17 protein-coding genes are annotated in these 21,909 nt (G+C 73.8%); 3 read left to right on the top strand and 14 right to left on the bottom strand.

What is annotated here, in order from left to right; all coding sequences use genetic code 11:
* Positions 1 to 171 precede the first annotated feature (171 nt).
* A complete protein-coding gene (locus tag ABZ459_RS39685; RefSeq protein WP_357982056.1) occupies positions 172 to 1,674 on the top strand; it encodes a benzoate-CoA ligase family protein in 1,503 nt (500 codons plus the stop codon).
* A gap of 64 nt (positions 1,675 to 1,738) precedes the next feature.
* Here the strand turns inward: ABZ459_RS39685 and ABZ459_RS39680 are convergent, their stop codons facing one another.
* Genes ABZ459_RS39680 through ABZ459_RS39660 form a run of 5 tightly spaced genes read right to left on the bottom strand, consistent with a single transcriptional unit; the run spans position 1,739 to position 6,391 of the window.
* Positions 1,739 to 2,542 carry a TIGR03084 family metal-binding protein gene (locus ABZ459_RS39680; RefSeq protein ID WP_357982053.1) on the bottom strand — a complete coding sequence of 268 codons (804 nt, stop codon included), beginning with the start codon at positions 2,540 to 2,542 and terminating at the stop codon, positions 1,739 to 1,741.
* Between the two features lie 13 nt (positions 2,543 to 2,555).
* Entirely contained in the window at positions 2,556 to 3,629 is a 1,074-nt protein-coding gene (locus tag ABZ459_RS39675) for a carboxymuconolactone decarboxylase family protein (protein ID WP_357982050.1), read from the bottom strand.
* A 10-nt stretch (positions 3,630 to 3,639) separates the two neighbouring features.
* Positions 3,640 to 5,292 (bottom strand): GMC family oxidoreductase N-terminal domain-containing protein, encoded by a 1,653-nt coding sequence (locus ABZ459_RS39670; RefSeq protein ID WP_357982047.1) that lies wholly within the window; start codon positions 5,290 to 5,292, stop codon positions 3,640 to 3,642.
* The gene (locus tag ABZ459_RS39665; RefSeq protein WP_357982044.1) at positions 5,289 to 5,849 is read right to left on the bottom strand and encodes a DUF5987 family protein; all 561 of its coding nucleotides are present in this window, start codon (positions 5,847 to 5,849) and stop codon (positions 5,289 to 5,291) included. Before ABZ459_RS39665 ends, ABZ459_RS39670 begins: the two co-directional genes overlap by 4 nt.
* A gap of 14 nt (positions 5,850 to 5,863) precedes the next feature.
* A complete protein-coding gene (locus ABZ459_RS39660) occupies positions 5,864 to 6,391 on the bottom strand; it encodes a sigma-70 family RNA polymerase sigma factor (RefSeq protein ID WP_357982041.1) in 528 nt (175 codons plus the stop codon).
* 210 nt (positions 6,392 to 6,601) lie between these two features.
* Between ABZ459_RS39660 and ABZ459_RS39655 the strand changes: the two genes are divergently transcribed.
* Together ABZ459_RS39655 and ABZ459_RS39650 are read left to right on the top strand one after the other, a co-directional pair.
* Positions 6,602 to 7,453, top strand: a complete 852-nt coding sequence (locus ABZ459_RS39655) for a metallophosphoesterase (protein WP_357982039.1) — start codon at positions 6,602 to 6,604, stop codon at positions 7,451 to 7,453.
* A 217-nt stretch (positions 7,454 to 7,670) separates the two neighbouring features.
* The gene (locus tag ABZ459_RS39650; protein WP_357982036.1) at positions 7,671 to 8,426 is read left to right on the top strand and encodes an AraC family transcriptional regulator; all 756 of its coding nucleotides are present in this window, start codon (positions 7,671 to 7,673) and stop codon (positions 8,424 to 8,426) included.
* Positions 8,427 to 8,502: 76 nt separating this feature from the next.
* Here the strand turns inward: ABZ459_RS39650 and ABZ459_RS39645 are convergent, their stop codons facing one another.
* The 9 genes from ABZ459_RS39645 to ABZ459_RS39605 all read right to left on the bottom strand — a co-directional run bounded on the left by ABZ459_RS39645 (position 8,503) and on the right by ABZ459_RS39605 (position 21,858).
* Positions 8,503 to 9,873, bottom strand: a complete 1,371-nt coding sequence (locus tag ABZ459_RS39645) for a cytochrome P450 (protein ID WP_357982033.1) — start codon at positions 9,871 to 9,873, stop codon at positions 8,503 to 8,505.
* A complete protein-coding gene (locus ABZ459_RS39640) occupies positions 9,870 to 10,409 on the bottom strand; it encodes a flavin reductase family protein (RefSeq protein ID WP_357982030.1) in 540 nt (179 codons plus the stop codon). The genes ABZ459_RS39645 and ABZ459_RS39640 overlap by 4 nt, the downstream gene beginning before the upstream one ends.
* 22 nt (positions 10,410 to 10,431) lie before the next feature.
* Positions 10,432 to 10,860 carry an acyl-CoA thioesterase gene (locus ABZ459_RS39635; protein ID WP_352329445.1) on the bottom strand — a complete coding sequence of 143 codons (429 nt, stop codon included), beginning with the start codon at positions 10,858 to 10,860 and terminating at the stop codon, positions 10,432 to 10,434.
* Positions 10,861 to 10,863: 3 nt separating this feature from the next.
* Entirely contained in the window at positions 10,864 to 16,605 is a 5,742-nt protein-coding gene (locus ABZ459_RS39630; RefSeq protein ID WP_357982026.1) for an SDR family NAD(P)-dependent oxidoreductase, read from the bottom strand.
* Positions 16,602 to 17,573 carry an enediyne biosynthesis protein gene (locus ABZ459_RS39625; RefSeq protein WP_357982024.1) on the bottom strand — a complete coding sequence of 324 codons (972 nt, stop codon included), beginning with the start codon at positions 17,571 to 17,573 and terminating at the stop codon, positions 16,602 to 16,604. The genes ABZ459_RS39630 and ABZ459_RS39625 overlap by 4 nt, the downstream gene beginning before the upstream one ends.
* 4 nt (positions 17,574 to 17,577) lie before the next feature.
* Positions 17,578 to 19,524 (bottom strand): CRTAC1 family protein, encoded by a 1,947-nt coding sequence (locus ABZ459_RS39620; RefSeq protein ID WP_357982021.1) that lies wholly within the window; start codon positions 19,522 to 19,524, stop codon positions 17,578 to 17,580.
* The gene (locus ABZ459_RS39615) at positions 19,521 to 20,486 is read right to left on the bottom strand and encodes a DUF1702 family protein (protein WP_357982128.1); all 966 of its coding nucleotides are present in this window, start codon (positions 20,484 to 20,486) and stop codon (positions 19,521 to 19,523) included. Before ABZ459_RS39615 ends, ABZ459_RS39620 begins: the two co-directional genes overlap by 4 nt.
* A 155-nt stretch (positions 20,487 to 20,641) precedes the next feature.
* A complete protein-coding gene (locus ABZ459_RS39610) occupies positions 20,642 to 21,634 on the bottom strand; it encodes a DUF1702 family protein (protein WP_357982018.1) in 993 nt (330 codons plus the stop codon).
* Between the two features lie 35 nt (positions 21,635 to 21,669).
* The gene (locus ABZ459_RS39605) at positions 21,670 to 21,858 is read right to left on the bottom strand and encodes an acyl-CoA carboxylase epsilon subunit (RefSeq protein WP_352366329.1); all 189 of its coding nucleotides are present in this window, start codon (positions 21,856 to 21,858) and stop codon (positions 21,670 to 21,672) included.
* Positions 21,859 to 21,909 lie beyond the last annotated feature (51 nt).

Genomic DNA, 21,909 nt, shown 5'->3' with positions numbered 1-21,909 from the left:
CCGACGGGCCCGTCAACGCTCCGGCGGCCATCCCGCAATCCGGGAGAAACCCGTCAGCAAGCTGCCACGACCGCCAGCTTGCTGACGCCGCCGGACCCCCTGCGGACGGCCCGCGCCCGGCACCGTGGAAGGCGGAACCAGCCCGCGAGCAGAGCAGCGAGAAGGCATGTCATGGACTCTTTCAACATCGCCGCACGATTCCTCGACCGCGCCGACGGCGCCAGGACCGCGCTCGTCACCCGCCAGGGCCGCGTCGACTACGCGACGCTGCGCGCCCTGGCCGACCGCGCCGGCAACGCGCTGCGCGAGCTCGGCGTACGCCGCGGCGACCGGGTGCTCATCGCCGCCGACGACAGCGTGGAGTCGGTCGCCACCTGGTACGGCGCCCAGAAGATCGGCGCGGTCACCGCCGAGGTCTACACGTTCCTGCGGCCCAAGGACTACCGCTACTTCGCCGGCTACGCCCGGCCGAGCCTGGTGGTGGCGGGGCCGTCCGCGCTGGAGAGCCTGCGCGCGGCGGGGCTGACCGGCCTGCTCGTCACCGGCGTGCCGCGTCACCTGCTGCGCCCCGGCGAGCACCACTTCGACACCCTGGTCGCCGCGCAGGAGGCACGGTTGGACCCGGTGCCGGTCGCCGCCGGGGACGTGGCGCTGTGGAAGTTCACCACCGGCAGCACCGGCGCGCCGCGCGCCTGCGTGCTGCCCGCCAGGAGCCCGCACGTCAGCTTCGACTCCTACGCCCGCGGCGTGCTGGACCTGCGCCCGGACGACGTGGTGCTGCCCGTGCCCAAACTCTTCTTCGGCTACGCCCGCGACCTGACCGCCCTGTTCCCCTTCGGCGTCGGCGCGGCCGGCGTGATCTTCCCCGAGCGCAGCCGGGTCGAGACGATCTTCGAGCTGATCGCCGAGCACCGGCCCACGGTCCTGGTGAACGTGCCCACGATGATGAGCGCCATGCTCGCCCACCCCGACGCCGACCGGCAGGACCTGAGCTGCCTGCGGCTGTGCACGTCGGCGGGCGAGGCGCTGCCGCCCGAGCTGCACCGCCGCTGGAGCGACACCTTCGGTGTGGAGGTGGTGGACGGGCTCGGCTCCTCCGAGGCGTACCACATCTTCCTGTCCAACCGCCCGGGACGGGTCCGACCCGGCACGCTCGGCCAGGTCGTCCCCGGCTACCGCGCCCGGGTCGTGGACCCCGAGGGGCAGGAGGTCGCCGACGGCGAGACCGGGCGGCTGGAGGTCACCGGCGACGCCGTCGCGCTGGAGTACTGGCAGGACCCGGAGCGGACCGCGAGCACGTTCGTGGGCGAGCGGACCGTGCGCTCGGGCGACCTGGTGACCAGGGACGCCGACGGCTACTTCCGCTACCGGGGACGGGCCGACGACCTGCTGAAGGTGGGCGGGTCCTGGGTGGCGCCGGCCGAGATCGAGAACTGCCTGCGCGAGCACCCGGCCGTGGTCGAGTGCGCGGTGGTCGGGCACCGGCTGCGCGGGCTGACCCGGCCGCACGCGTACGTGGTGGCCTCGGCGGCGGTCGAGGCGGCCGAGCTGAAGGCGTTCGTCCGGGCCCGGCTGGCGGCGCAGAAGTTCCCCCGGCGGATCACGTTCGTGGAGCGCCTGCCGCAGACGGCCTCGGGCAAGGTGGACCGCCGCGCGCTGGAGGCGGGGACGTGAGAAGCGGGCGCGCCCGGGACTGGGGGAGTTCCGGACGGGCGCGCCCGCGGTTCGGGAGGGCTTCTCAGACGCCGGCGCGGGCGAACTGGCCGGGACGCCGGCCGGCGCCGGCCGGCCCGCGGTAGGCCTGCGCGATGTCCAGCCAGCGGTCGGCCTCTTCGCCGGTCGCCGTGACCGCCACGTCGGCACGGTGCCGCCGCCTGGTCACCAGCAGGCAGAAGTCCTCGGCCGGGCCGCTGATCCGCTGGGCGGCGTCCTCGGGGCCGTAGGCCCACACCTCGCCGGAGGGGCCGGTGATCTCGAAGCGGAACTCCTCGGCCGGCGGGGTCAGCCCGCGCGACAGGTAGCCGAAGTCCCGGGTGAGCACCGCGAAGACGACCAGGTGCCGCAGCCGGTCGGTGCGCTCCAGCCGCACGCCGAGCGCGTCGGCGACGTCCTGCCCGTGGGCGAAGGTCTCCATGATGCCCGCGCACGCCAGCACGATCGGCGGCAGCGGGTTGACCAGCCACGGCACGACCTCGCCCGCGGGCACGGCGGCCAGACCGGCGTGCACCTCCGACCGTCCGGCCCGCCACTTGGCCAGCAGCGTGGCCGGCGAGTCGTTCTCGAACGCCTTGAGCGCGGCGTTCACCGCGCCGTCGAAGTTCTTCTCGGCGCCGGCCGTCATGGCCGTGAACGCCTCCGCGTCGGTGGCGGCGGCGGTGGCCAGGCGGAAGATGAAGGCCAGGTGGGCGATCTGGTCGGCGATCGTCCAGCCCGGCGCGGGGGTGGGCAGCTTCCACTGCTGGGCGTCCAGGCCCGACACCAGCGCGTCGAGCTGGTCGCCGTCGGCCGCCAGGTCGTCGAGCACTACCTCTAGCTCGGTCACGTCCTCGTTCCTTTCAGTCGGCTGTCGATACGGTCGGAAGCGGGGTGGCGGGCAGCCCGGACCAGGCGCCGGTCCGGCGGGCGGCGGTCATGGCCGCCCAGGAGGCCGCCTCGACGAGCGCGGTGTCGGCGAGCGCGGTGTCGGCGAGCGCGGCCGAGCCCGGCGTCGCGGCCCGGAACTCGCCGACCGTCCGCGCGTCCACCTGGTGGGAGGCCAGCGCGGTCAGCAGCGCCAGCCGGGCGGCCGGACGATGCGCGGGCGGCAGTACGGCGGCGGCCTGCCCGGCCCAGCCGCTGCCGGGGCCCGGCGGGACGCCGTCCCAGCCGGACACCCGCTCGGCGACCAGCTCGCGGACCGGGACGGGCAGCCGCCGCGCGCCGCCCTCCTCGATCGCCGCCGCGGCCCTGGCGAACGCCTCGCCGAGCCGCGGGACGCCGCCCGCCCAGGCCAGGTCGTCCGGCAGCGGCGCGCCGGGCAGCAGGCCCAGCGAGCCGCCTGGGGGCGCGGGCCGCCGCGCGGCGGGCCGCATGAGCGCGCCGAACACGCGCAGCGCGGGCCCGCGCGCCCCGGACGGCAGCTCCGGCGGCAGCGGCGAGTCGCCGAGGAACACGTTGACCATGCGGTTGAGGTACTGGAAGGTCACCGCGACCGCCACGAGCTCCACGGCCGCCGCCCCCGTCACCGGCGGGCCGCCGGCCCCGGGGGCGGCGCTCGCCCTGGCCCAGTCGGCCAGCGGCCCCAGCCGGGGATCGGCGGGGGTCAGCGCGCGCAGGGTCGCGCCGTGCACGTCCACGCAGTACGGGCAGGCGTTGCCGGCCGAGACCTCCCTCGCCACCAGCTCCCCGGCCACCCGGCCGGCCGCCCCGGCGGCGAGCAGCGACTCGCGCAGGACCAGCCAGCACGCGGCCAGGGCGCGCGGCGCGGGGGAGTGCAGGGCCACCGGCGGCGCGAGCATGCCGAAGTCCCGCTCGACCTGCTCGTACACCCGGGCCACCAGGCCGCGGGCGGCGCCCGGCCGCACCGGGCGGACGTGCCGCACCTGGGCGAGCGCGCCGGGCGCCGTCATCCGGCTGAGCAGCCGTCCCATCGCCGGCGCCCTACCCGCGCAGCGCGGCGGCGGCCAGCGACGCGGTGGCCCGGCGGCCGGCGGTGGAGCCGTCCGGGGCGGGCGCGCCGTAGGAGACCTGCACGCCCCGCTCCCGCGCGGCCCTGACGATCCCCGGCACGGCCCGCTCGGCCAGCGCGGAGATGGTCATCGCCGGGTTGACGGTCAGCGCGCCCGGCACGGCCGAGCCGTCCGTGACGAAGATCCCCGGGTGCCCGCGCAGCTCGTGCCCGTCGTCCAGCGCCGAGGTGTACGGGTCGTCGCCGATCCGGCACGAGGCCAGCGGATGCACCGTGTACGCGCCGACCAGGTCGTTCGTCCACGGCGTCACCGTGGCCAGCCCGTCGCGCTCCAGGATCTCCTTGCACTCGGCGTCGGCCATCGCCCAGGCGGCCGAGGTGTTCGCGGTCGGCTTGTACGACAGCCGGCCGACGCCCAGCATCTGCTGGGACACCCGGTCGGCGTTGCCGCGTACGGGCGGTGGCCCGAAGACGCCCTCGTTGTCGTCCTCGATCATCTGGAAGATGATCAGCCAGGACCGCCAGCGTTCCAGCATCTCCTTCTTGCGCAGCCCGAACCACGCCGGGTCGGGCCCGCCGGCCAGCGCGAGGATCGTGCCCAGGCCGGGCGGGAAGTAGAGCTGCTCCAGCGAGTAGCGGGTGTACTCGGGCAGCGAGCCGTCCAGCCGGTCCCAGTTGGCCACCGTCGGGCCCTTGCCGATCTGGTTGGCCGCGTACGCCAGGCCGTCGCCGCGCTCCAGGCCCAGCACCTCGCGCACGCGCTCCTCGTTCAGCACGGCGGTGTTGAGCCGCTCGCCGTTGCCGGAGAAGTAGCGGCCCACGGCGTGCGGCATCGCGCCGAGCGCGGCCTCGCTGCGCTGCAGGATGACCGGCGTGGCGGCGGCGCCGGCGGCGAGGACCACCACCTTGGCCTCGATCGTGCCCTCGCCCTCGGTCAGGCGGTAGTCCTCGCCATGGACGATCTTGTAGTGCACCCGGTAGGAGCCGTCGGGCGTCCGCTCGATGCTCTGCACCTCGTGCAGCGGCCTGATCCTGGCGCCGTGGGCGAGCGCCGCCGGCAGGTAGTTGACCAGCAGCGACTGCTTGGCGTCGAACCGGCAGCCGGCCATCATCCAGTTGCAGTTGACGCAGGACCCGGTGTCCACGGCCGCGGGCACGGGGTTGGCGGTGCGGCCCGCGTGCCGGCAGGCCGCCGCCCACAGGCCGCCGGAGTACGAGACGTCCTCCCAGCCCTGCTGGGTGATGGAGATCGACTCGGCGACCCGGTCGTACCAGGGGTCGAGGGTGTCGCGGCTGATCGCGGCCGGCCACATGCGGCGCCTGATGCTGCCGCGGCGCTCGAAGACGAACCGCGGCGCGCGCGGCATGGCCGCGAAGTAGACCACGCTGCCGCCGCCCACGCAGTTGCCGCCCAGCACGCTCATGCCGTCGCCGACGGTGAAGTCGAAGATGCGGGTGTAGGACGAGCCCAGCTTGAAGTCGTGCTCGTAGTCGGCCGACTCCAGCCACGGGCCGCGCTCCAGCATGACCACGTCGGCGCCGCCGGCGGCCAGGTGGTAGGCGGGGATCGCGCCGCCGAAGCCGCTGCCGATCACCAGCACGTCGGTGCGTTCGCCGCCGTTCATGCGGGGCTCCCTGAAGCTGTCGTGTCCGGGTGGAGGTCGGCGAGGGGACGGCCGTAGGAGTAGGCGGGGAAGCGCCACAGCCCGTCCGCGTCGGGCGGAGTGATGCCCATGGCGGTCAGGCCGGGATGCCCGGCCCTGATGGCGTCGGCGGTGTGCAGGTGGGCGGCGGAGTCGTAGGCCATGTAGCAGAACAGCACCAGCAGCACCCACAGCGCCTTCTCCGGATGGCCGGGCGCGGTCAGCGTGCGCACCAGCGCGCCGCGCTCCTCGAACGGCAGGGCCACGAACGCGGGCACGCCCGCCTCCAGCAGGATGCCGTGCTGGTCGGCGTGGGCGCGGGCGTGCTCGTTCAGCGAGCGGGCGTAGTCGTCCAGGCCCTCGGAGACACCGGTGGCGTCCCATTCCAGCAGCTCGACGGCGCCCGCCGCGACCGCGCCGCCCGTCGGGCTCATGCCGGCCACCGCCCGGTCGTCCGGACCGCGCTTGGGGCCGGGCACGATGGTGTCCGCGAGCGCCTCCAGCGTCTCCACCCTCGTCTCGTAGAGCAGTGGACCCATGGGTACTCCCTCGTTCAGGTCGGCTTTCGGTCGGTACGGTCGGCGGGGTCGGTGCGCGCCAGCGCGGCCCGCAGGGTGCTCAGCGCCCTGACGGTCTGGCTGCGGACCGTGGAGGACTCGTTGCCCATGACCCGGGCCGTGTCCTCGGCGCTGCGCCCCTCCCAGAACCGGAAGAAGATCGTCGCCCGCTGCCGCGGCCCGAGCCTGGCCAGCGCGCCCATCAGCACGATGCGCTCGCCCACCAGGTCGTAGGGGTCCAGCGCCGCGGCCGCGTCGGGTGGCGCGCCGCTGAGCACCTCCCGCGACCAGCGCAGCGACCTGCGGTCGCTGATCAGCAGCCGCCGCATGATCTGCCGCGCGTACGCCTCGGCGCGGTCGCGCCGGTCGAGGCCGTCCCAGTGCCGGTGCAGCGCCAGCAGGGTGCGCTGGACGAGGTCGTCGGCCTCGTGCCAGTCGTCGGAGAGCCGGAAGGCCACCCGGCGCAGCATGGGCCTGGCCTCCCGCGCGAAATCAGCGAATTCCTGCCCCCGTACATCGGCCATCACCCTCACCCCCGGAACACGGCCGTGCAATTTCCGCTTTCTTCGGCATGCTCAGAATTGAATGCGCGGTGCGCCGCAACAACCCCTAACGGACGCCCCCGCGCCCTTATCCACAAAGGCGCCGGCGCCACCCCCTATTCGCCGCCCGTGGACCCCTGTTCTTCTCTCCGTACGCTGCCCGGCCCGTTCTCGCGCACATACGCTCGCGACGTGAGCGCCTCCGGTGCGGCATTACTGGCGATCAGCGACCTCCACGTCGGATTTCCCGAAAACAGGGCGGCCGTCGAGGAGCTGCGCCCGCGCACCGCGGACGACTGGCTGCTGGTGGCGGGGGACGTCGCCGAGCGGCTGGACGCGTTCGAGCAGACGCTCGGCCTGCTCGGCGAGCGCTTCGCCAAGGTGGTGTGGGCGCCGGGCAACCATGAGCTGTGGACCACGCCCGGCGACCCCGGCCTGCGCGGCGAGGAGCGCTACCGGCGCCTGGTGCAGATCTGCCGGCGCCTCGGCGTGCTCACGCCCGAGGACCCGTACGCGGTCTGGACGGGGGAGGGCGGCCCGGTGGCCGTCGTCCCCCTGTTCCTGCTGTACGACTACAGCTTCCGCCCGCCCGGCACCACCCGGGAGCAGGCGCTCGGCCTGGCCCGCGAACAGGGGGTGGTGTGCAGGGACGAGTTCCTGCTGCATCCCGAGCCCTATCCCAGCAGGCAGGCGTGGTGCCGGGCGCGGGTGCGCGAGAGCGAGTTGCGGCTGGACGCGCTCGACCCCGCCCTGCCCACGGTCCTGGTCAACCACTTCCCGCTGCTGCGCGCCCCCACCCGCGTCCTGCGGCACCAGGCGCTGGCGCAGTGGTGCGGCACCGAGCAGACGGCCGATTGGCACCTGCGCTTCCGTGCCGCCGCGGTCGTCTACGGCCATCTGCACATCCCGGGCACGAGCTGGCACGACGGGGTGCGCTTCGAGGAGGTCTCGCTCGGCTACCCGCACGAGCGGCGGCCGCACCACCGCGACGGCCGGGTGCTCAGGCAACTGCTGCCGGCCCCCCGCCGCGAATGGGCCCTATAAATCGCATTCTCAGATAAATTGCCGAGATTTCCGAAAATTTCCCAAAAAAGGGCGATTTGTCATGCAGCGTACTGCGCGCCCGAGAGCGTGTACCAGGTGGCAACCGAAAGGCAATGCATCCGGAGCGCCGCGGAATCGTCGCGCCCCCCGGGAATTCTCCGGCCGGAGAATCGACGGGGGACGCGCGCCCGAGGGCTTCCGGGTTCCGGGAGACCATATGGACGACGTCATCGAACGAGCGGTCCTGCGGGTCATCGAGAGCATGCAGGAGAACCACGGCGAGCAGCTCACCATTGACGACATGGCGCGGACCGCGATGTTCAGCAAGTTCCACTTCTCGCGCGTCTTCCAGCGCGTGACCGGGCTGTCCCCTGGACGGTTCCTGTCCGCGGTGCGGCTGCGCGAGGCCAAACGCCTGCTCGTGTCCACCTCGCTCAGCATCACCCACATCAGCCACCAGGTCGGCTACTCCAGCGTGGGCACCTTCAGCTCGCGCTTCACCCACAGCGTGGGGCTGTCGCCGAGCAGGTACCGGCAGTTCCTGAGCGTCACGGCGGCGGACCTGGCCGGCGGCGAGCGCGCGTTCGGCGGCCCGGCGGCGACCCTGCACGGCGTCGTGACCTCGCCGCTGGCCGACCGGCCGGTGTTCGCCGGCGTGTTCCCCGGCCAGATCCTGGAGGGCAGACCGGCGAGCTTCACCCTGATCGGCCGGCCCGGCCCGTACGTGCTGGAGAACGTGCCCAAGGGCACCTGGTACCTGATCGCCCAGTCCGTGGCGGAGTCCCGCGAGGACGCCGTGCACCACCCGCCCCAGGGTGACGCCGCGACGTGCATCGCGCGGATCGGGCCGATCGAGGTGGGCGGCGGCGGCAGCGAGCGCGCCGACCTGCGGCTGCGTCCCATGAACGCGCTCGACCCGCCCGTCCTGCTCGCCTTGCGCGACCTGCTGGCCTGGACCGACACCCACACCTGAGAAGGAAGGGGCGGCACGTGCGGAAGGGCCCGCGGACGATGTCCGCGGGCCCTTCCGTGATCTTCGGGGCCGATCTCTAGGCCGGGCTCACCGTCATCGGCAGCCCGCCGCGCACCCGCAGCGACAACATGGCCTCCGGAACCGCCCGGCGGCCGGGCAGCCCGGTCAGCCGCAGCTCCCGGGTGACCATCGCCAGCACGAACGTGGCCTCCATCATCCCCAGGTGGTTGCCCACGCAGAAGCGCGGGCCCGCGCCGAAGGGGATGTAGGCGTACCGCGGCCGGTCGGCGGGCGCACCGGGCTCGAACCGCTCGGGACGGAACGCGTCCGGCTCCCGCCAGTACGCCGGATGCCGGTGCAGCGTGTACGGGCTGATGAGCACGTCCGCGCCCGCCGGGACCCGGTACCCGCCCACCTCGTCGTCCTCCCGCGCCACCCGCGTCAGCGCCCACACCGGCGGGTACAGCCGCATGACCTCCTCCAGCACCGCCGCCGTGTAGGTGAGCCTGCGCAGGTCCTCGTACACCGGCGGCCGGTCGCCCAGCACCGAGACGGCCTCCGCCCGCACCCGCTCGCGCACCTCCGGATGCCGGTCCAGCAGGTGGAAGGCCCACGACAGGGTGCTGGCGGTGGTCTCGTGCCCGGCCAGCAGGACCGTGACCACCTCCTCCCGCAGGCGCTGCCGGGCGGCCCGCGGGTCCTTCCGCAGCCCGGTGGACTCGATCAGCAGGGACAGCAGGTCGCCGCCGCCGGTCGGGTTCGCCAGCCGCTCGGCCACCAGCAGGTCCACGACCCGGTACAACTCCCGCCGGGACCGGCGGAAACGCAGGTGCAGCGGCAGCGGCAGCCATAACGGCACCATGGCCAGCGTGACCATCTCGAACATGGCCTGGTCCTGGACGCCCTCGAAGGCGTGCCCGACCGAGCCGTGCGCGCCGAGGTCGGCCTCCAGCAGGGTGCGGCCGAGCACCCCGAGCGCCAGGCCGGTCATCTCCCCGGCCACGTCCACGGGCCCGCCGCCCACCCGGGCCCGCAGCCGCTCGACCAGACGGCCGGCCTCCTCGGCCAGCACGGTGTCCTGCTGGGCCAGCCGCTTGTTCTGGAACAGCGGCTGGATGGTCCTGCGCTGCTGCCGCCACCGCTCGCCGTCGCTGGTCAGCAGCCCGTCGCCGATCACCCGCCGGGCCTCGGCCAGGCCGATGCCCTTGCGGTAGTTGCCGCTGTTGTCGGCCAGTACGTGCTTGGCGTGGTCGGGATGGTTGAACAGGTAGATGCTCTTCGGGCCGATCGTCATGCGCACCGCGTCGCCGTACCGGGCGGTCGCCTTCGACAGCAGCGCGAGCCGGTCGCCGACCAGCCGCCGGTACAGGACGGGCGCCGCCCAGGGCGGCGGGCCGGGCGGCACGCGGCCGCCCAGCGCCACCGGGCGGGTGCCCAGCGTGGTCACGCCGACACCCCCTGCAGAGCAGGGGAGGTCTCCCCGAAACGGCCCCGGTAGACCAGCAGGCCGTCGCAGTCGTCCCGCCGGCGCAGGGACAGCACCTCGCCGACGAAGATCGTGTGATCGCCGCCGTCGTAGGCGCGCCAGACCCGGCACTCGAAGCGGGCCGCCGCGCCCGCGATGAGCGGCACCCCGGTGACCTCGCCCGGCGTCACCTCGACGTCGGCGAACTGGGCCAGGCCGAGCGGACGGTAGCGGTCGGCGAAGTGCCGCGCCTCGGCCTCCTGGTGCCCGGCCAGCACCGACACCCCGAACGACGTGGCCGCGGTGATGCACTGGTGCATCACGGCGCCCTTGCCGACGCACACCAGCAGCAGCGGCGGGTCGAGCGAGACCGAGGTGAAGGAGTTGGCCGTCATGGCGTGCGGGACCTCGCCGCCCGTGGTGATCACGGTGACGCCCGTGGCGAACGCCCCGAACGCGTCGCGCAGCGTCTTGGCGTCCGCGACCTGCGGCGCCGGGGCCGATGAGTGGAGTTGCACGGTGACCTCCTGGGTCCGGGTTCTAGGCCAGGTACGGTTCGAGCGCCCTGACCAGGGGCTCGGGCACCCTCGCCGGCGCGGTCTTGGTGTTCGGCCCCCGCATGCAGGCCACCCGCTGCCTGCCGCGGGCGACGAGGACCTCGGGCGCGCCCGGGGTGACCCGGACGTAGTCGAAGCCGAACTCGATCTGCGTCTGCGCCAGCTCGATCAGGCGCATCCGGATGGACAGCTGGTCGAAGGCCGTGATCTCCGCGAAGAACTCGCAGTCGACCTTGAGCGTGAACAGCTTGAGGTCGTCCTGCAGGTCGGCCAGCACGTCCCGGGCCCGTTCCATGAGGAACATCTCCCGGCAGCGTCCCTGCCAGCGCAGGTAGTTGACGTAGTAGACGTTGCCGACGAGGTTGGTCTCCTCGAAGCCGACCGTGTGCAGGTACTCGTAGTAGGTGCCCATGGGCTAGGACCGCCCTTCGGTGAGTATCGCGACGACGACGGGGGCGGGCAGGCCGTTCACCCGGGTGGCGAGCGTGGCCACGGCCGCGCCGCCGCCGGTCAGCACCACCCATCCGTCGGCCCCGGCCCGGGTCACCGCGAGCGGCACGTCCGTCCCCGCCGCCGTTCCCGCTGCCGTTCCGGCGGTGCGCAGGCAGGCGAGCGCGGCGCGGGTGCGGGCGCGGGCGGTGTCCGCGTCCTCCCCGGAGGCCGCGGCGATCTCGCCGGCGAGCGCGTCCCGGCCGTCGCCCGGTTCGCCGCCCGGGTCGCCGGGCCCGGCGGGGGTGACGGGCTCGACGGCGCAGGACAGCGGCCCTGGGGCGGCCACGCACACCGTCAGCCCCGGCACGTGCGCCGACACCGTCCGCACGGCCTCCGCCGTGCCCGCCGGGGTGCCGGAGGTCGCGGCCGGAGTCGCGCCGAGCCGGGCCACGGCCAGGTCGCCGGTGCCCTCGCCCGGCTCCACGACGACCGCGACCCGCGCGCCCGTCAGGTCCTCCAGCGTGCGCTCCAGGTACGGGCCGAGCAGCGGCGCCGCCCACGGACCGGCCCCGCCCTTCTTCCGCACGGCCTGCAACCGCAGCCCCTCCCAGCGTTCGACGACCTCGCCGTCCTTCGTCCGGACCGCGACGTCGTAGACGTAGGCGTCGCCGTCCCTGGACCGCTCGGAGGCGCAGTAGCGCACCTCGTCCGCGCCGGACAGCGCGGCCCCGGCCGGGTGGACGCGTTCGATGCCGGTCGGCAGCAGGGTGGCGTCGGGCACGCACACCTGGTTGCCGTGCATCAGCGCGTCCCGCATGCCGGGGTCGCCCAGGAGCAGGTCCGGCGGGAGGTACCCGGCGAACCAGTCGCACTCCTGCGCCACCTGGAGGTCGGCGTCCACCTCGCGGGCCGCGGCCCGGTGGTAGCGGCGCAGCCGCTGGAAGCGCCGGCCCTGGAAGAGCACCTCGCCGTAGAGCTGGGTGTCGGGGTCCAGCGCGACCGGCGGCAGCTCGTCGCCGGACTGCTCGGGCGGGCCCGCGGGCGGTGCGCCGACGTCCAGGCGCAGCACGGCCGTGAAGTGGTCGACGTCGAAGCCGGTCTCCTGGCTGCGGATGGCGACCGCGACCGTGTCGTGCCCGGTGACCGCCGCCGCCACCCGGAGCGTGGTGCTCCCGTCGGGCGGCACGATGATCGGCCGGACGAACTCCGCCTGCTCCACGACGGGCGTCCCGGCACGGCCGGTGGCCGCGTACGCCACCTGCGCCATGGCCTCCAGCCCGAACACCGCCGGGAACAGCAGGTTGCCGTCCAGCAGGTGATCGGCCAGGTACAGGTCGGTCCCGGCGTTCACCTCGACCTCGCTGACCAGCTCCACGCCGTGGTAGCGGACCAGCGGCGCGCCGACGAAGCGGAGCAGCGGCAGCTCCGGCTCCTCCCGGCGCACGGTGTGGATGCCCTCGGTGCGCCCGCTGATCACCACGACGCCGGGCGCGTCGGGGTCGCTCACCAGGCGGCGCATGATCTCCACGCCCCGGTCCACCGGGATCGGCGTGATGCCCTGCTCGACCAGCCGGTCCACGACCGACAGCCGCTCGCCCATGCCGACCTCGGACCAGACCGACCACTCCATGCAGATCGCCCGGCAGCCCGGGTGCCGCTCGCCCGCCTCGCGGGTCAGGTCGGCCAGCCACTCGTTGGCGGTGGCGTAGTGGCCCTCGCCGTGCAGGCCCGCCCGGCCGATGATGCTGCCGAACGTCACCAGCAGCCGCAGCCGTCCGGGCTCGACCGCCTCCAGCACGTTGCGCAGGCCGTCCACCTTGGGGGCGAACGTGCGGCGGAAGGCGTCCATGTCCAGCCCGGCGATGCCCTCGGGCTCGTTGCGCCCGGCGCCGTGCAGGACGGCGGTGACCGGCCCGAGCGCCTGCTCGGCCGCGGCCACGGCCGCCCGCACCTGGGCGGCGTCGGTGACGTCGGCCCTGGCGTAGTGGACGGTGAGCCCGGTCTCGGCCATGCGCCGCAGGTTCGCGGCCAGCTCCTCGTCCTGGGCCGGGTCGGAGCGGCCGAGCACGGCCACCTTGTCCGCACCGGCCATGGCCATGGCGCACTCGGCGGTGATGCCCTTGCCGCCGCCGGTCACCAGGAGCACGTCGGAGCCGGTCAGCGGCTCCTCCGCCCGCTCCTGCCGGTACGGCAGCGCCCGCAGCGTCGGCACCCGCCGCACGCCGCCGGCGTCGTAGTGCACCTCGCTGAACGCCGTCGTGGCCGCCGCCTCCGCCGCTATCCAGGCGGCGGCCTGCGGCGCGTCCTGCGGCAGGTGCACGACCGTGGTGGGCAGGCCGCTCTCCAGGTGGAACGTCTTGGCCAGCCCCGCCGCGCCCCGGCCGTGCTGGACCAGGACGAACCGGGTGCCCGGCCCGCCGGCCAGGGCCGCCTTGGCGCCGAGCAGCGCCTGCTCCAGGTCGTCGGCCGCGCACCGCGCGGGTAGGCACACCAGGACACCGGAACCGATCTTCTCCCCTTCGAGTGCCTCGCGCAGCGGCCCCGCCAGGGGCGCACCGGCGGGCGCGAACACCTGCCACGATCCCGCGCGTTCCGCGGCCGCCCGCCGGGGCCGCGGCTGCTCGTCCAGGTCCACGGCGAACGGCCGCACCCACGGCGCCGCGCCGGCCACGCCCCGCGCCGACTGCGCGCGCGGCTGCGCGGCCAGCCGGTCCAGGGCCTCGCCCAGCTCCTGGAGCGTCGCGGTGGCGACGTTGGCCGGCGCCATGCCCGCGGGCACGCCCAGATGCTGGGTGGCCTGGTCGATGATGTGCATGACGGTGACCGAGCTGAGGTGCAGCTCGTCCAGCGGCTTGCTGTCCTCGGTCACCATCTCCAGCGGCAGCTCGGCGCGTTCGGCGGCCAGCCGCCGCAGCAGCTCGACCGTGGACTCGCCGGGCCGCGCCGCCGTCCCGCCGCCCGTCCCGCCGTCCGGCTCGGCCGCCCGCTCCGCCGGCTGCGGGGCGGCGGCCTTGACGCGCACCTGCGGCGCCTGCTCGGCCGGGCTGGTGAAGAACGAGAACGTCGCGCCGATCTCCAGCGGCTTGACCAGCCGCCCGTGGAACAGCTCCTCGCAGGCGACGGGCACGCCCGCCACGTGCGCGGCGCCGGCCACGCCGAGCAGCCCGGCCAGCGACTCGCTGTCGGTGTCCAGCGCGACGGCCGGCACGTCGGTCAGCTCGGCCGCCAGCCTGCTGAGCACCCGGCCGGGGCCCACCTCGACCAGCAGGTCCGCGTCCGCGGCCAGCGCGGCCAGCGCCTGGGCGAACAGCACGGGCGCGGTGATCTGCCGGTGCAGCAGCGCCGGGACGTCGGTCCCGGCGGCCAGGTCGTCACCGGTGACGGTGGAGACGACCCGCCGGGCGACCGGCCCGAACCGCTCCTCCGCCAGGTATCCGGCCAGCGCCTCGGCCGCCGGGGCGACCAGGGGCGAGTGGAAGGCGTGCGAGACGTTCAGCCTGGTCCAGGTCAGCCCGGCGCGTTCGGCCGCGCGCCCGGCCTCCTCCACCGCCGCCACCGGCCCGGCGACGACGGTCTGGAGCGGCCCGTTGTACCCGGCGATCACCACCGGCAGGTCGCCGGCCAGCTCCAGCACGGTCTCCGGCGCGGCCCGCACGCCGGCCATCGTGCCCGGCTCGCTGCGCTCCCGCATCGCCCGGCCGCGCTTGGTCGCCACGCGCAGCAGCGCGTCCTCGTCCATCGCGCCCGCCCAGTGCAGGGCCGACAGCTCGCCCAGGCTGTGCCCGACGGCCGCGTCCGCCTCGATGCCGAGCAGCGACAGCGCGCGCAGGCCCGCCATCGAGCCGGTGACGATGCGCGGCTGGGCGACCTCGGTGGCCGCCATGTCGCCGTCGGCGGGCAGCGCCGCGGTGGTGTACACCTCGGCGACGTCGGCGAAGCGCCTGGCCAGCGCGCCGCCGTCGGTCCCGCGGCCCGAGCCCTGCCCGGGGAAGAGGAAGCCGATCCGCGGCCGTGCCGAGGCGCGGCCGACGAACGCCTTGCCGTCGGGGGTGGACAGCGTGTTCTCGCCGGACTCCAGCGCCGTCAGCACGCGGGTGAGCTGCCGTACGGCGTCGTCGGGCGAGGAGACCACGACGGCCGCCCGGAACGGCAGGCCGCGCAGCCGCCCGCGCAGCGTGGCGGCCAGGTCGGCGAGCTGGCCGTAGGACACCTTGGGCACGAAGTCGAGCAGCTCCGACACCAGGCCGCGCAGCTCGTCCCAGGTGCCGCCGTCCAGCAGGAACAGCTCCGCGTCCTGGGACGCGGCGGCCAGCGCCTTGACGCGGCTGGACACCCGCCGCCGCGGGCCGGTGTTCTCCAGCACCACGTGCGTGTTGATGCCGCCGAAGCCCATGGCGGTCACCGCGGCGCGCAGCGGCGCGCCCTGCGGCCACGGCTCGGCCGTGCGCAGCACCCGCAGCGTGGCGCCCTCGTCGGTGAGCACCTGGTGCGGGTCGACGCACCCGATGGTCGGCGGCAGCACCTGCTCGTGAACGGCCATGGCCGCCTTGATCAGGCCCGCCACGCCCGCCGCCGCCTTGGCGTGGCCGATCATGCCCTTGATCGAGCCGACCGCGGCCGGGCGCGCGGCCGCGGCCCTGGCCCGCGACAGGGCCGTGAGCTCGGTCGCGTCGCCGAGCGCCGTGCCCGTCCCGTGGCCCTCGAACAGCTCGACGCTCTCGGGGCCGAACCCGGCCTTGTCGTACGCGCGGCGCATCGCGAGCAGGTAGCCGCTCACCTCCGGACGGGTGATCCCGCCCTTGCCGTCGGAGGAGACGCCCCAGCCGGCGATCGTGGCGTAGATCCGCCGCCCGGCGGCCAGCGCGTCCTCCTCGCGCATCAGCACGACGATGCCGCAGCCCTCGCCCGGCCAGAAGCCGTTGGAGTGCCGGTCGTACAGGCGGAAGTCGCTCTTGGCCAGCGCGCCGGTCTTGGCGAACCCGATCACCTCGAACGGGTCGATGGACAGGTCCACGCCGCCCGCGACGGCCACGTCCACGTCGTGGTCGGCCAGCGCCTTGCCGGCCGTCACCACCGACAGCAGGGACGAGGAGCAGGCGCCGTCCACGGTGTAGCCGCCGCCGTTGAGGTCGAAGTGGTTGCAGATGCGCCCGGCGATCGTGTTGGACAGCCCGCCCGCCAGCGTGTCCTCGTCCACCGGCGGGAAGGGGCTCTTGTAGGCGGCCTCGTAGTCGGCCAGGAACGCGGCCAGGCGCTCGTCGTCCCAGCCCTGCTCCTTCAGGGCCGCGGCCAGGGTGCGCCGCACGTACGGCCAGCGCAGCCGCAGCACGTTCGCGCGGGTGAACTCGCCGGTGAGCGTGTTGCCCACGACGACCCCGGTGCGCTCGCGCGGCAGCCCCTCGCCGCCCGCGAACCCGGCGTCGGCCAGGGCCCGGCCGGCCATGTCCAGGGCCAGCCAGTGGGCCAGGTCGGTCGACCGGTACGTGCTACCGGCGATCTTGTGTGCCACCCGGTCGAAGGCGTAGCCCTCGATGACCGCGGCGGTCTTGGCGTAGAAGCGGTCCGGCGCTGCGGGATCGGGGTCCCAGTAGTCCTCCAGCCGCATGCGCTCGTCCGGGAGCCGGCGGAAGGCGCGGCGGCCGGCCACCGCGTTCTCCCACAGCTCCCTGGGCGAGGCGGCGTCAGGGTACCGGCAGGCCATGCCGACGATCGCGATCCTCGTCATGCCTTCGCGACCTCTTCCCGCGCGTGCTGCAGCGCCTGGGCGGCGGCTGCGCTGACCCTGGCGGCGTCGAGCTCGCGCGCCTTGTTGACGATGTGCAGCGCCCACAGGAAGCCGCCGCGGATCAGGCAGACCGCCGCCGTGGCGAAGAAGATCCCGTACGGGATGTTCATCCCCATGAGCAGGCCGTACACCACGGCCACGCCGCCGCCGAAGGCGACCTGGGACAGCGGTCTGGACGGGCTCGTGCCCGGGTCGGTGATCATGTAGTTGGTGAACAGGATGAACGCCACCCCCGTCATCATCGACAGCCCGCCGAGGATGGAGATGTCGTCGATGATCAGCCCGCGCACCACGGCCTGGAGGGCGAAGACGCCCACCCATCCGCCGATCAGCCACATGCGGCCGGTCAGCTTCCCGTTGATCATGGTCCCGCCGATGATGATGATCCCCGGGATGATCCAGTCGATCGGGTTGTCGACTTTCTCGGTGAAGTGGTACGGCGGCGCGATGCTGGCCCACGGCAGCAGCAGCAGGATGATCGCGATGCCGAAGTTGGACGGGTTCATGAAGTGCCGCATCCGCCCGCGCACCGGAGCCTTGAGCACCCACTTGGCGCCCACGGCGACGGTCACGCCGAACATCATGACCAGCACCTGGTCGTTGACGTAGATCAGCATGTTGAGCGCGATGGAGGTGATGTGCGCGGGATAGAGGAACTCCATCAGCCCGCGCGGGCCGTTGCCGAGGAAGCGCGGCGCGCGGCCCTCCTGGCGGGCGCCGATCACCTCAAGGATGATCTCCACGGTGTAGCCGGTGGCCAGCGCCACGAACGGCCACGACCACGGCTGCTCGAACCCCAGCACGGTGTAGCCGAGGATGTTGAAGATGGTGATCGAGATCGCGAACCGGCGCAGCGCCGTGATCACTTTGGGATCGTGACGTGGCGGGGTGATCGTCTTGGCGGCCATGCCGTCACTTCTCCTTCGCTTGCGAGCCGAGCTGGAGGGTGTGCCAGCCGGGGGTGAGCGTGAGCTCCTGCTGGTGCCGCTGTCCGGCGCGGTCGCGCCAGCTCAGCTTGACCCGCACGGTGCCGGTGACGTTCGCGCCGAGGCCGATGTGCACCGCGTGCGCGCGCTTGCCGGAGTGGCCGCTGCCGCCGTCCACGCGGCCGACGAAGGAGCGGCCGTCGGGTGTGGTCGCGGTCACCGTCGCGCCGATCACCGGCGACCCGGCGGCGGGCAGCGGGCCGGCCGCGGAGGGGGTGTCGTACTGCAGGCGCAGCCCGAGGAACGAGCCCGCCGACCGGCTGGTGTTGAGGTAGAAGGCGGGGGCCTCCCACTGGCGGGCCACCGCGAAGTCGATCAGGCCGTCGCCGTTGACGTCCCCGGTCGCGATGCCGCGCGTCGGCACGGGCACGGCCAGGCCGAGCTGCTCCGACAGGTTGGCGTAGCGGCCGTCGGGGCCCTTGGCGAAGAAGGCCAGCGTCTGCGCGCCGGCGATGTCGGCGCCCTCGGTGACGTTCGGCCACGACTTGGGGTTGCTGGTCACGCCGTCGTTGGCGGCGGCCAGCTCCTGCAGCGGCGGCCAGCGGTTGACGTCGCCCTTGACGAACCCGGTCGCCTGGACGATCTCGTTCTCGCCGTCGTTGTCGAAGTCCTCGATCTTCGGGTCCCAGCCCCAGCCGGACCAGGCGGTGCGCAGCTCGGCGCTGAGGTCCTTCCACGGCGCCTCGCCCTGCCGCAGCTTCTCGCGCAGCTCGGCCTGGGTCTTGACGGTGGACAGGAACGTGAAGTTGCTCTCCTGGATGCCGTACGGGGTGGTGATGTTGCTGACGAAGAAGTCCAGGACGCCGTCGTGGTTGAGGTCGCCGGCGTCCGAGCCCATGCCCTTGAAGGAGTCCTCGCCGAGCACCTTCGACTTGGGCACGCCGATCTCGTGCGCCCCGGTGGTGGCGGAGAACTTGATGGCGCCGGGGGAGGAGGTGTTGTAGAGCAGGTGGTCGGGCCCGAAGTCGTTGTTCAGCAGCAGCTCGGGCAGGCCGTCGCCGTCCAGGTCGGCGCTGGTCGCGCCGAGCTCCCAGCCGGTGGAGACGTCCGGCGGCAGCACGCCGTCCAGGCGGGTGAAGCCGCCGTTGCCGGTGCCGCGGAAGAAGTAGTCCCGGCCGCCGTTGAGGGCCTTGGACAGCGAGTGGTTCATCTGCACGCCGCCGTCCACGCGGCTGTCGAGGATCGGGCTGCCGTCGGGGAAGTAGTTGCCGACGAAGATGTCCTGCTTGCCGTCACCGTCGAAGTCGGCGACGGTCGCGACGTTGCTGTTCCACAGCTCGCCGGTGTACTTCGCGCCGCCCGCGTTGGGCACCAGCTCGGCCGCGTCGAAGGCGGCGGCCTCGAACCGGGCCGCGGTGGGCCGCTGCAGGTGCAGCGTGGGCGTGCGGCCCCACCAGTAGACCAGCAGGTCCGTCCGGCCGTCGTCGTTGTAGTCGGCGGGCACCGCGCCCATGGGCGCCATCGCGTCGGTGACCGGCAGCGAGCCGAGCGACAGCGCGAACGGCCGGTACCGCTCGCCGCCGCCCTCGACCGGCGCCGGGGTGAGGACCACCTGGTCGGTACGCGGGTCCACGATCACCAGGTCGTCGTCCCTGCCGTTGCCGTCGAGGTCGTTCAGCGCGATCGCGGCCCCCACGGAGGAGATCCAGGCGTCGATGTGCTTGTAGGCCTGGTTCACCTTGCGGACGGTCTTGGCCGGGCCGCCGCCCGGCATGGCGATCGCCAGGGACTTGAAGCCGTACGCGCCGGCCATCTCGGCCTTGGTCGCGTCCGAGGCGAAGGTCGGGTGGCCGATCGCGAAGACGGCGATCATCAGCGCGAGTGCGGCGACTCCCGCCGCCTGCTTGCGCAACCACGCGGCTACCGAGCTCACGAGGGAACACCTCCATGGAAGACGAACGTCTCGGCGATGCGCCGGCGCCACCCCTCATAGGCGGGCGGCGAGTCCTGTGCTGTCGCGGTGGGGCGGGTCACGCGGCTCACCTCGGCCGCCTGCTCCGCCGTGGTGCCGCAGAGAACGCCCACGGCCGACTCGGTGTGCGGGAAGAGCAGCCCGGCGCGGATCCTGGCCTCGGCGGCGAACACGCTGCCCTGGGCCAGCGGCCCCCGGTGCGCTCCGGCGCGCTCGCGCAGCCACCGCAGCTCGGCCTCGTCGGCGCCGCCCGCGTAGGTGGCGGCCAGGCCGATGCCGGCGTAGAGGTCGGCGTGGCGGGACTCGGGGAACCGTTCGAGCAGTGTGACCGCCCGCTCGGCGCTGGTGCCGGCGACGAACCACAGCGCGCGGCCGATGCCCTGGTCGAGGGCGTGGGCCGCGTAGTCCTCCTGGCCGGCCGGCCAGGAGAAGCGGGGTTCGCGCACCTGCTGGTGCACGTACCGGTCGGTGTGGAAGTAGGCCTGGTGGAAGCCGTACCCGTCGTGGACCAGCCACAGCAGCAGCGGGTCCAGCAGCCGGGGCTTGGGCCACAGGAAGCGGGGGAGCCGGGCCATGGCCCAGCCGATCCCCACGTAGATCATGTAGTTGTGGTGGTGCCCGCGTCCCTGGAGGAAGGCGTTGACCCGGCGCAGGTCGCCGAAGGTCATGCAGTCCAGGATGGCGAAGCCCATGCCCGCGCCCTCGTAGGCGAAGCCGCGGAAGCGGGCGGGCACCTCTTCGAGCCGGTCCTCGGCCTCGGCGACGGTGCGCGACTCCACGGCGTGGGCGTAACCGGCGAGAAAGTATTCGCCGACCGTCTCCAGTATTTCAGTGGACGCCGCGTTCTTCACCCAGAAGCCGCGCTTTTCGACTTTCGTCTCGCCGACGTCCGGCACCAGAATTCTGCGTCTGAGTGACCGCAATGCGCTTGCCAATTGAGCCTCCGCCGCTTATAGCCCGAACAATCCAATTTCATTGACACATGCCGCCCGGTGGCCGGACAACTTCGGGTTTGCTCAGCTCGGAGGCTCATTTTTGGGCGTGCGAAAGCGAATGACGTGCTTATTCCGGGAAACGCTCAGCGGGCCGGGATCTCGGCCTCCGCCGCGAAATGCGCGCGCACCCTGCCGCGCCACAGCTCGTAATCCGGGACGCGTTCCGACGTGCCCGCGGCTACTTCGCCGTCGTCGGCCAGCGCGACCGCGCCGGCCACGTCGAGCCCCGTCAGCACCGCGCCCGTGGCCGCCGAATGCTCCGGGACGAACCCCGAGTAGTGCCGGGCCTTGGTCGCGAAGACCGAGCCCTGTGCCAGCTCGCCCCGGTGCTCCCCGGCCTCCTCGCGCAGCACCGCCGCCGCGCCCGCCGCGCATCCGGCGAACGTGGCCGCCAGCCCCACCCCGCTCCACAGGTCCGCCTGCCGCCCCGCGGCGAACGCGCGCACCGCCGCGGCCACGTCGCCCGGCCGGCCGCCGTGGATGAACCACAACGCCCGGCCGACGCCCTGGTCCACGGCGCGCGGGAAGTAGGCCGCCTCGCCCTGCCAGGGGTAGGGGGCCGGCACCTGCTGCCCGTCCACGTACCGGCGGGTGTGGAAGTAGGCCAGGTCGAAGCCGTAGCCGTCCACGGCCAGCCAGCTCATCACCGGGTGGTACGGGGTGCCGTCCAGGTCGGGCAGCACCTTCTTCCACAACACCCGCGGCAGCCGGGCCATGGCGAAGCCGATGCCGATGTAGGCCAGGAAGATGTGCGGCTGCCCCGGACCCATGAGCAGGTCCCGGGTACGCCGCCCGCGCCCGCCGCCCATGGCGTCCAGCACGGTGAAGGCCATCGTCGCGCCCTCGTAGGCGAAGCCGCGCTGCTCGACGTCCACCAGGGACAGCCGGCGCTCGATCTCCCACTGGTCGCGGACGTCGATGCCCCACTCGAAGCCGCACACGACGGCCTGCGGGATGGCCTCCAGGCGCCCGGTGAGCGCCGAGGGGACGACGGGAAAGCCGCGTGCGCCGAAGGTCACGTCGGCCAGGGATGGCGCCAGCACGAGCCGGCGCAGCGAACCGAGCAGAGACGACATGGTGTGCTCCTCCTCCAGTACCGTGAAGACCCGGGTCAGCTCGCCCAGGCCGCCAGCCGCCAGTCGCCGCCACCGCCGGGCAGCGGGCTGCGCACCAATACGGACGGATCGGACCAGGCCGACGCCTCGCGCTCGGCCGCCTCGGCCAGGCGGCGGAAGACCGCCGCGACGACCGCTTCGAGTTCCTCGGGGGTCGCCTGCCCCCGCACCACGGTGAGTTCCATGCCTTCGACGCTCGCCCGCGGGCCCGCGCGGCCGCAACTTCCTGCATGCCC

Source organism: Nonomuraea sp. NPDC005692 (genome assembly GCF_040631115.1).
Lineage (GTDB): Bacteria > Actinomycetota > Actinomycetes > Streptosporangiales > Streptosporangiaceae > Nonomuraea.
The sequence above is the reverse complement of the archived record's forward strand: the minus strand, read 5'-3'. Positions and strand labels throughout refer to the sequence as shown.

Excerpts from the sequence above, each read along its gene's own strand:
- ABZ459_RS39685 (WP_357982056.1), top strand. The coding sequence starts at position 172 with ATGGACTCTTTCAACATCGCCGCACGATTCCTCGACCGCGCCGACGGC.
- ABZ459_RS39635 (WP_352329445.1), bottom strand. The coding sequence starts at position 10,860 with ATGGGCACCTACTACGAGTACCTGCACACGGTCGGCTTCGAGGAGACC.
- ABZ459_RS39610 (WP_357982018.1), bottom strand. The coding sequence starts at position 21,634 with ATGTCGTCTCTGCTCGGTTCGCTGCGCCGGCTCGTGCTGGCGCCATCC.
- ABZ459_RS39605 (WP_352366329.1), bottom strand. The coding sequence starts at position 21,858 with ATGGAACTCACCGTGGTGCGGGGGCAGGCGACCCCCGAGGAACTCGAA.
- ABZ459_RS39650 (WP_357982036.1), top strand. The coding sequence starts at position 7,671 with ATGGACGACGTCATCGAACGAGCGGTCCTGCGGGTCATCGAGAGCATG.
- ABZ459_RS39625 (WP_357982024.1), bottom strand. The coding sequence starts at position 17,573 with ATGGCCGCCAAGACGATCACCCCGCCACGTCACGATCCCAAAGTGATC.
- ABZ459_RS39670 (WP_357982047.1), bottom strand. The coding sequence starts at position 5,292 with ATGAACGGCGGCGAACGCACCGACGTGCTGGTGATCGGCAGCGGCTTC.
- ABZ459_RS39675 (WP_357982050.1), bottom strand. The coding sequence starts at position 3,629 with ATGGGACGGCTGCTCAGCCGGATGACGGCGCCCGGCGCGCTCGCCCAG.
- ABZ459_RS39660 (WP_357982041.1), bottom strand. The coding sequence starts at position 6,391 with ATGGCCGATGTACGGGGGCAGGAATTCGCTGATTTCGCGCGGGAGGCC.
- ABZ459_RS39665 (WP_357982044.1), bottom strand. The coding sequence starts at position 5,849 with ATGGGTCCACTGCTCTACGAGACGAGGGTGGAGACGCTGGAGGCGCTC.
- ABZ459_RS39630 (WP_357982026.1), bottom strand. The coding sequence starts at position 16,605 with ATGACGAGGATCGCGATCGTCGGCATGGCCTGCCGGTACCCTGACGCC.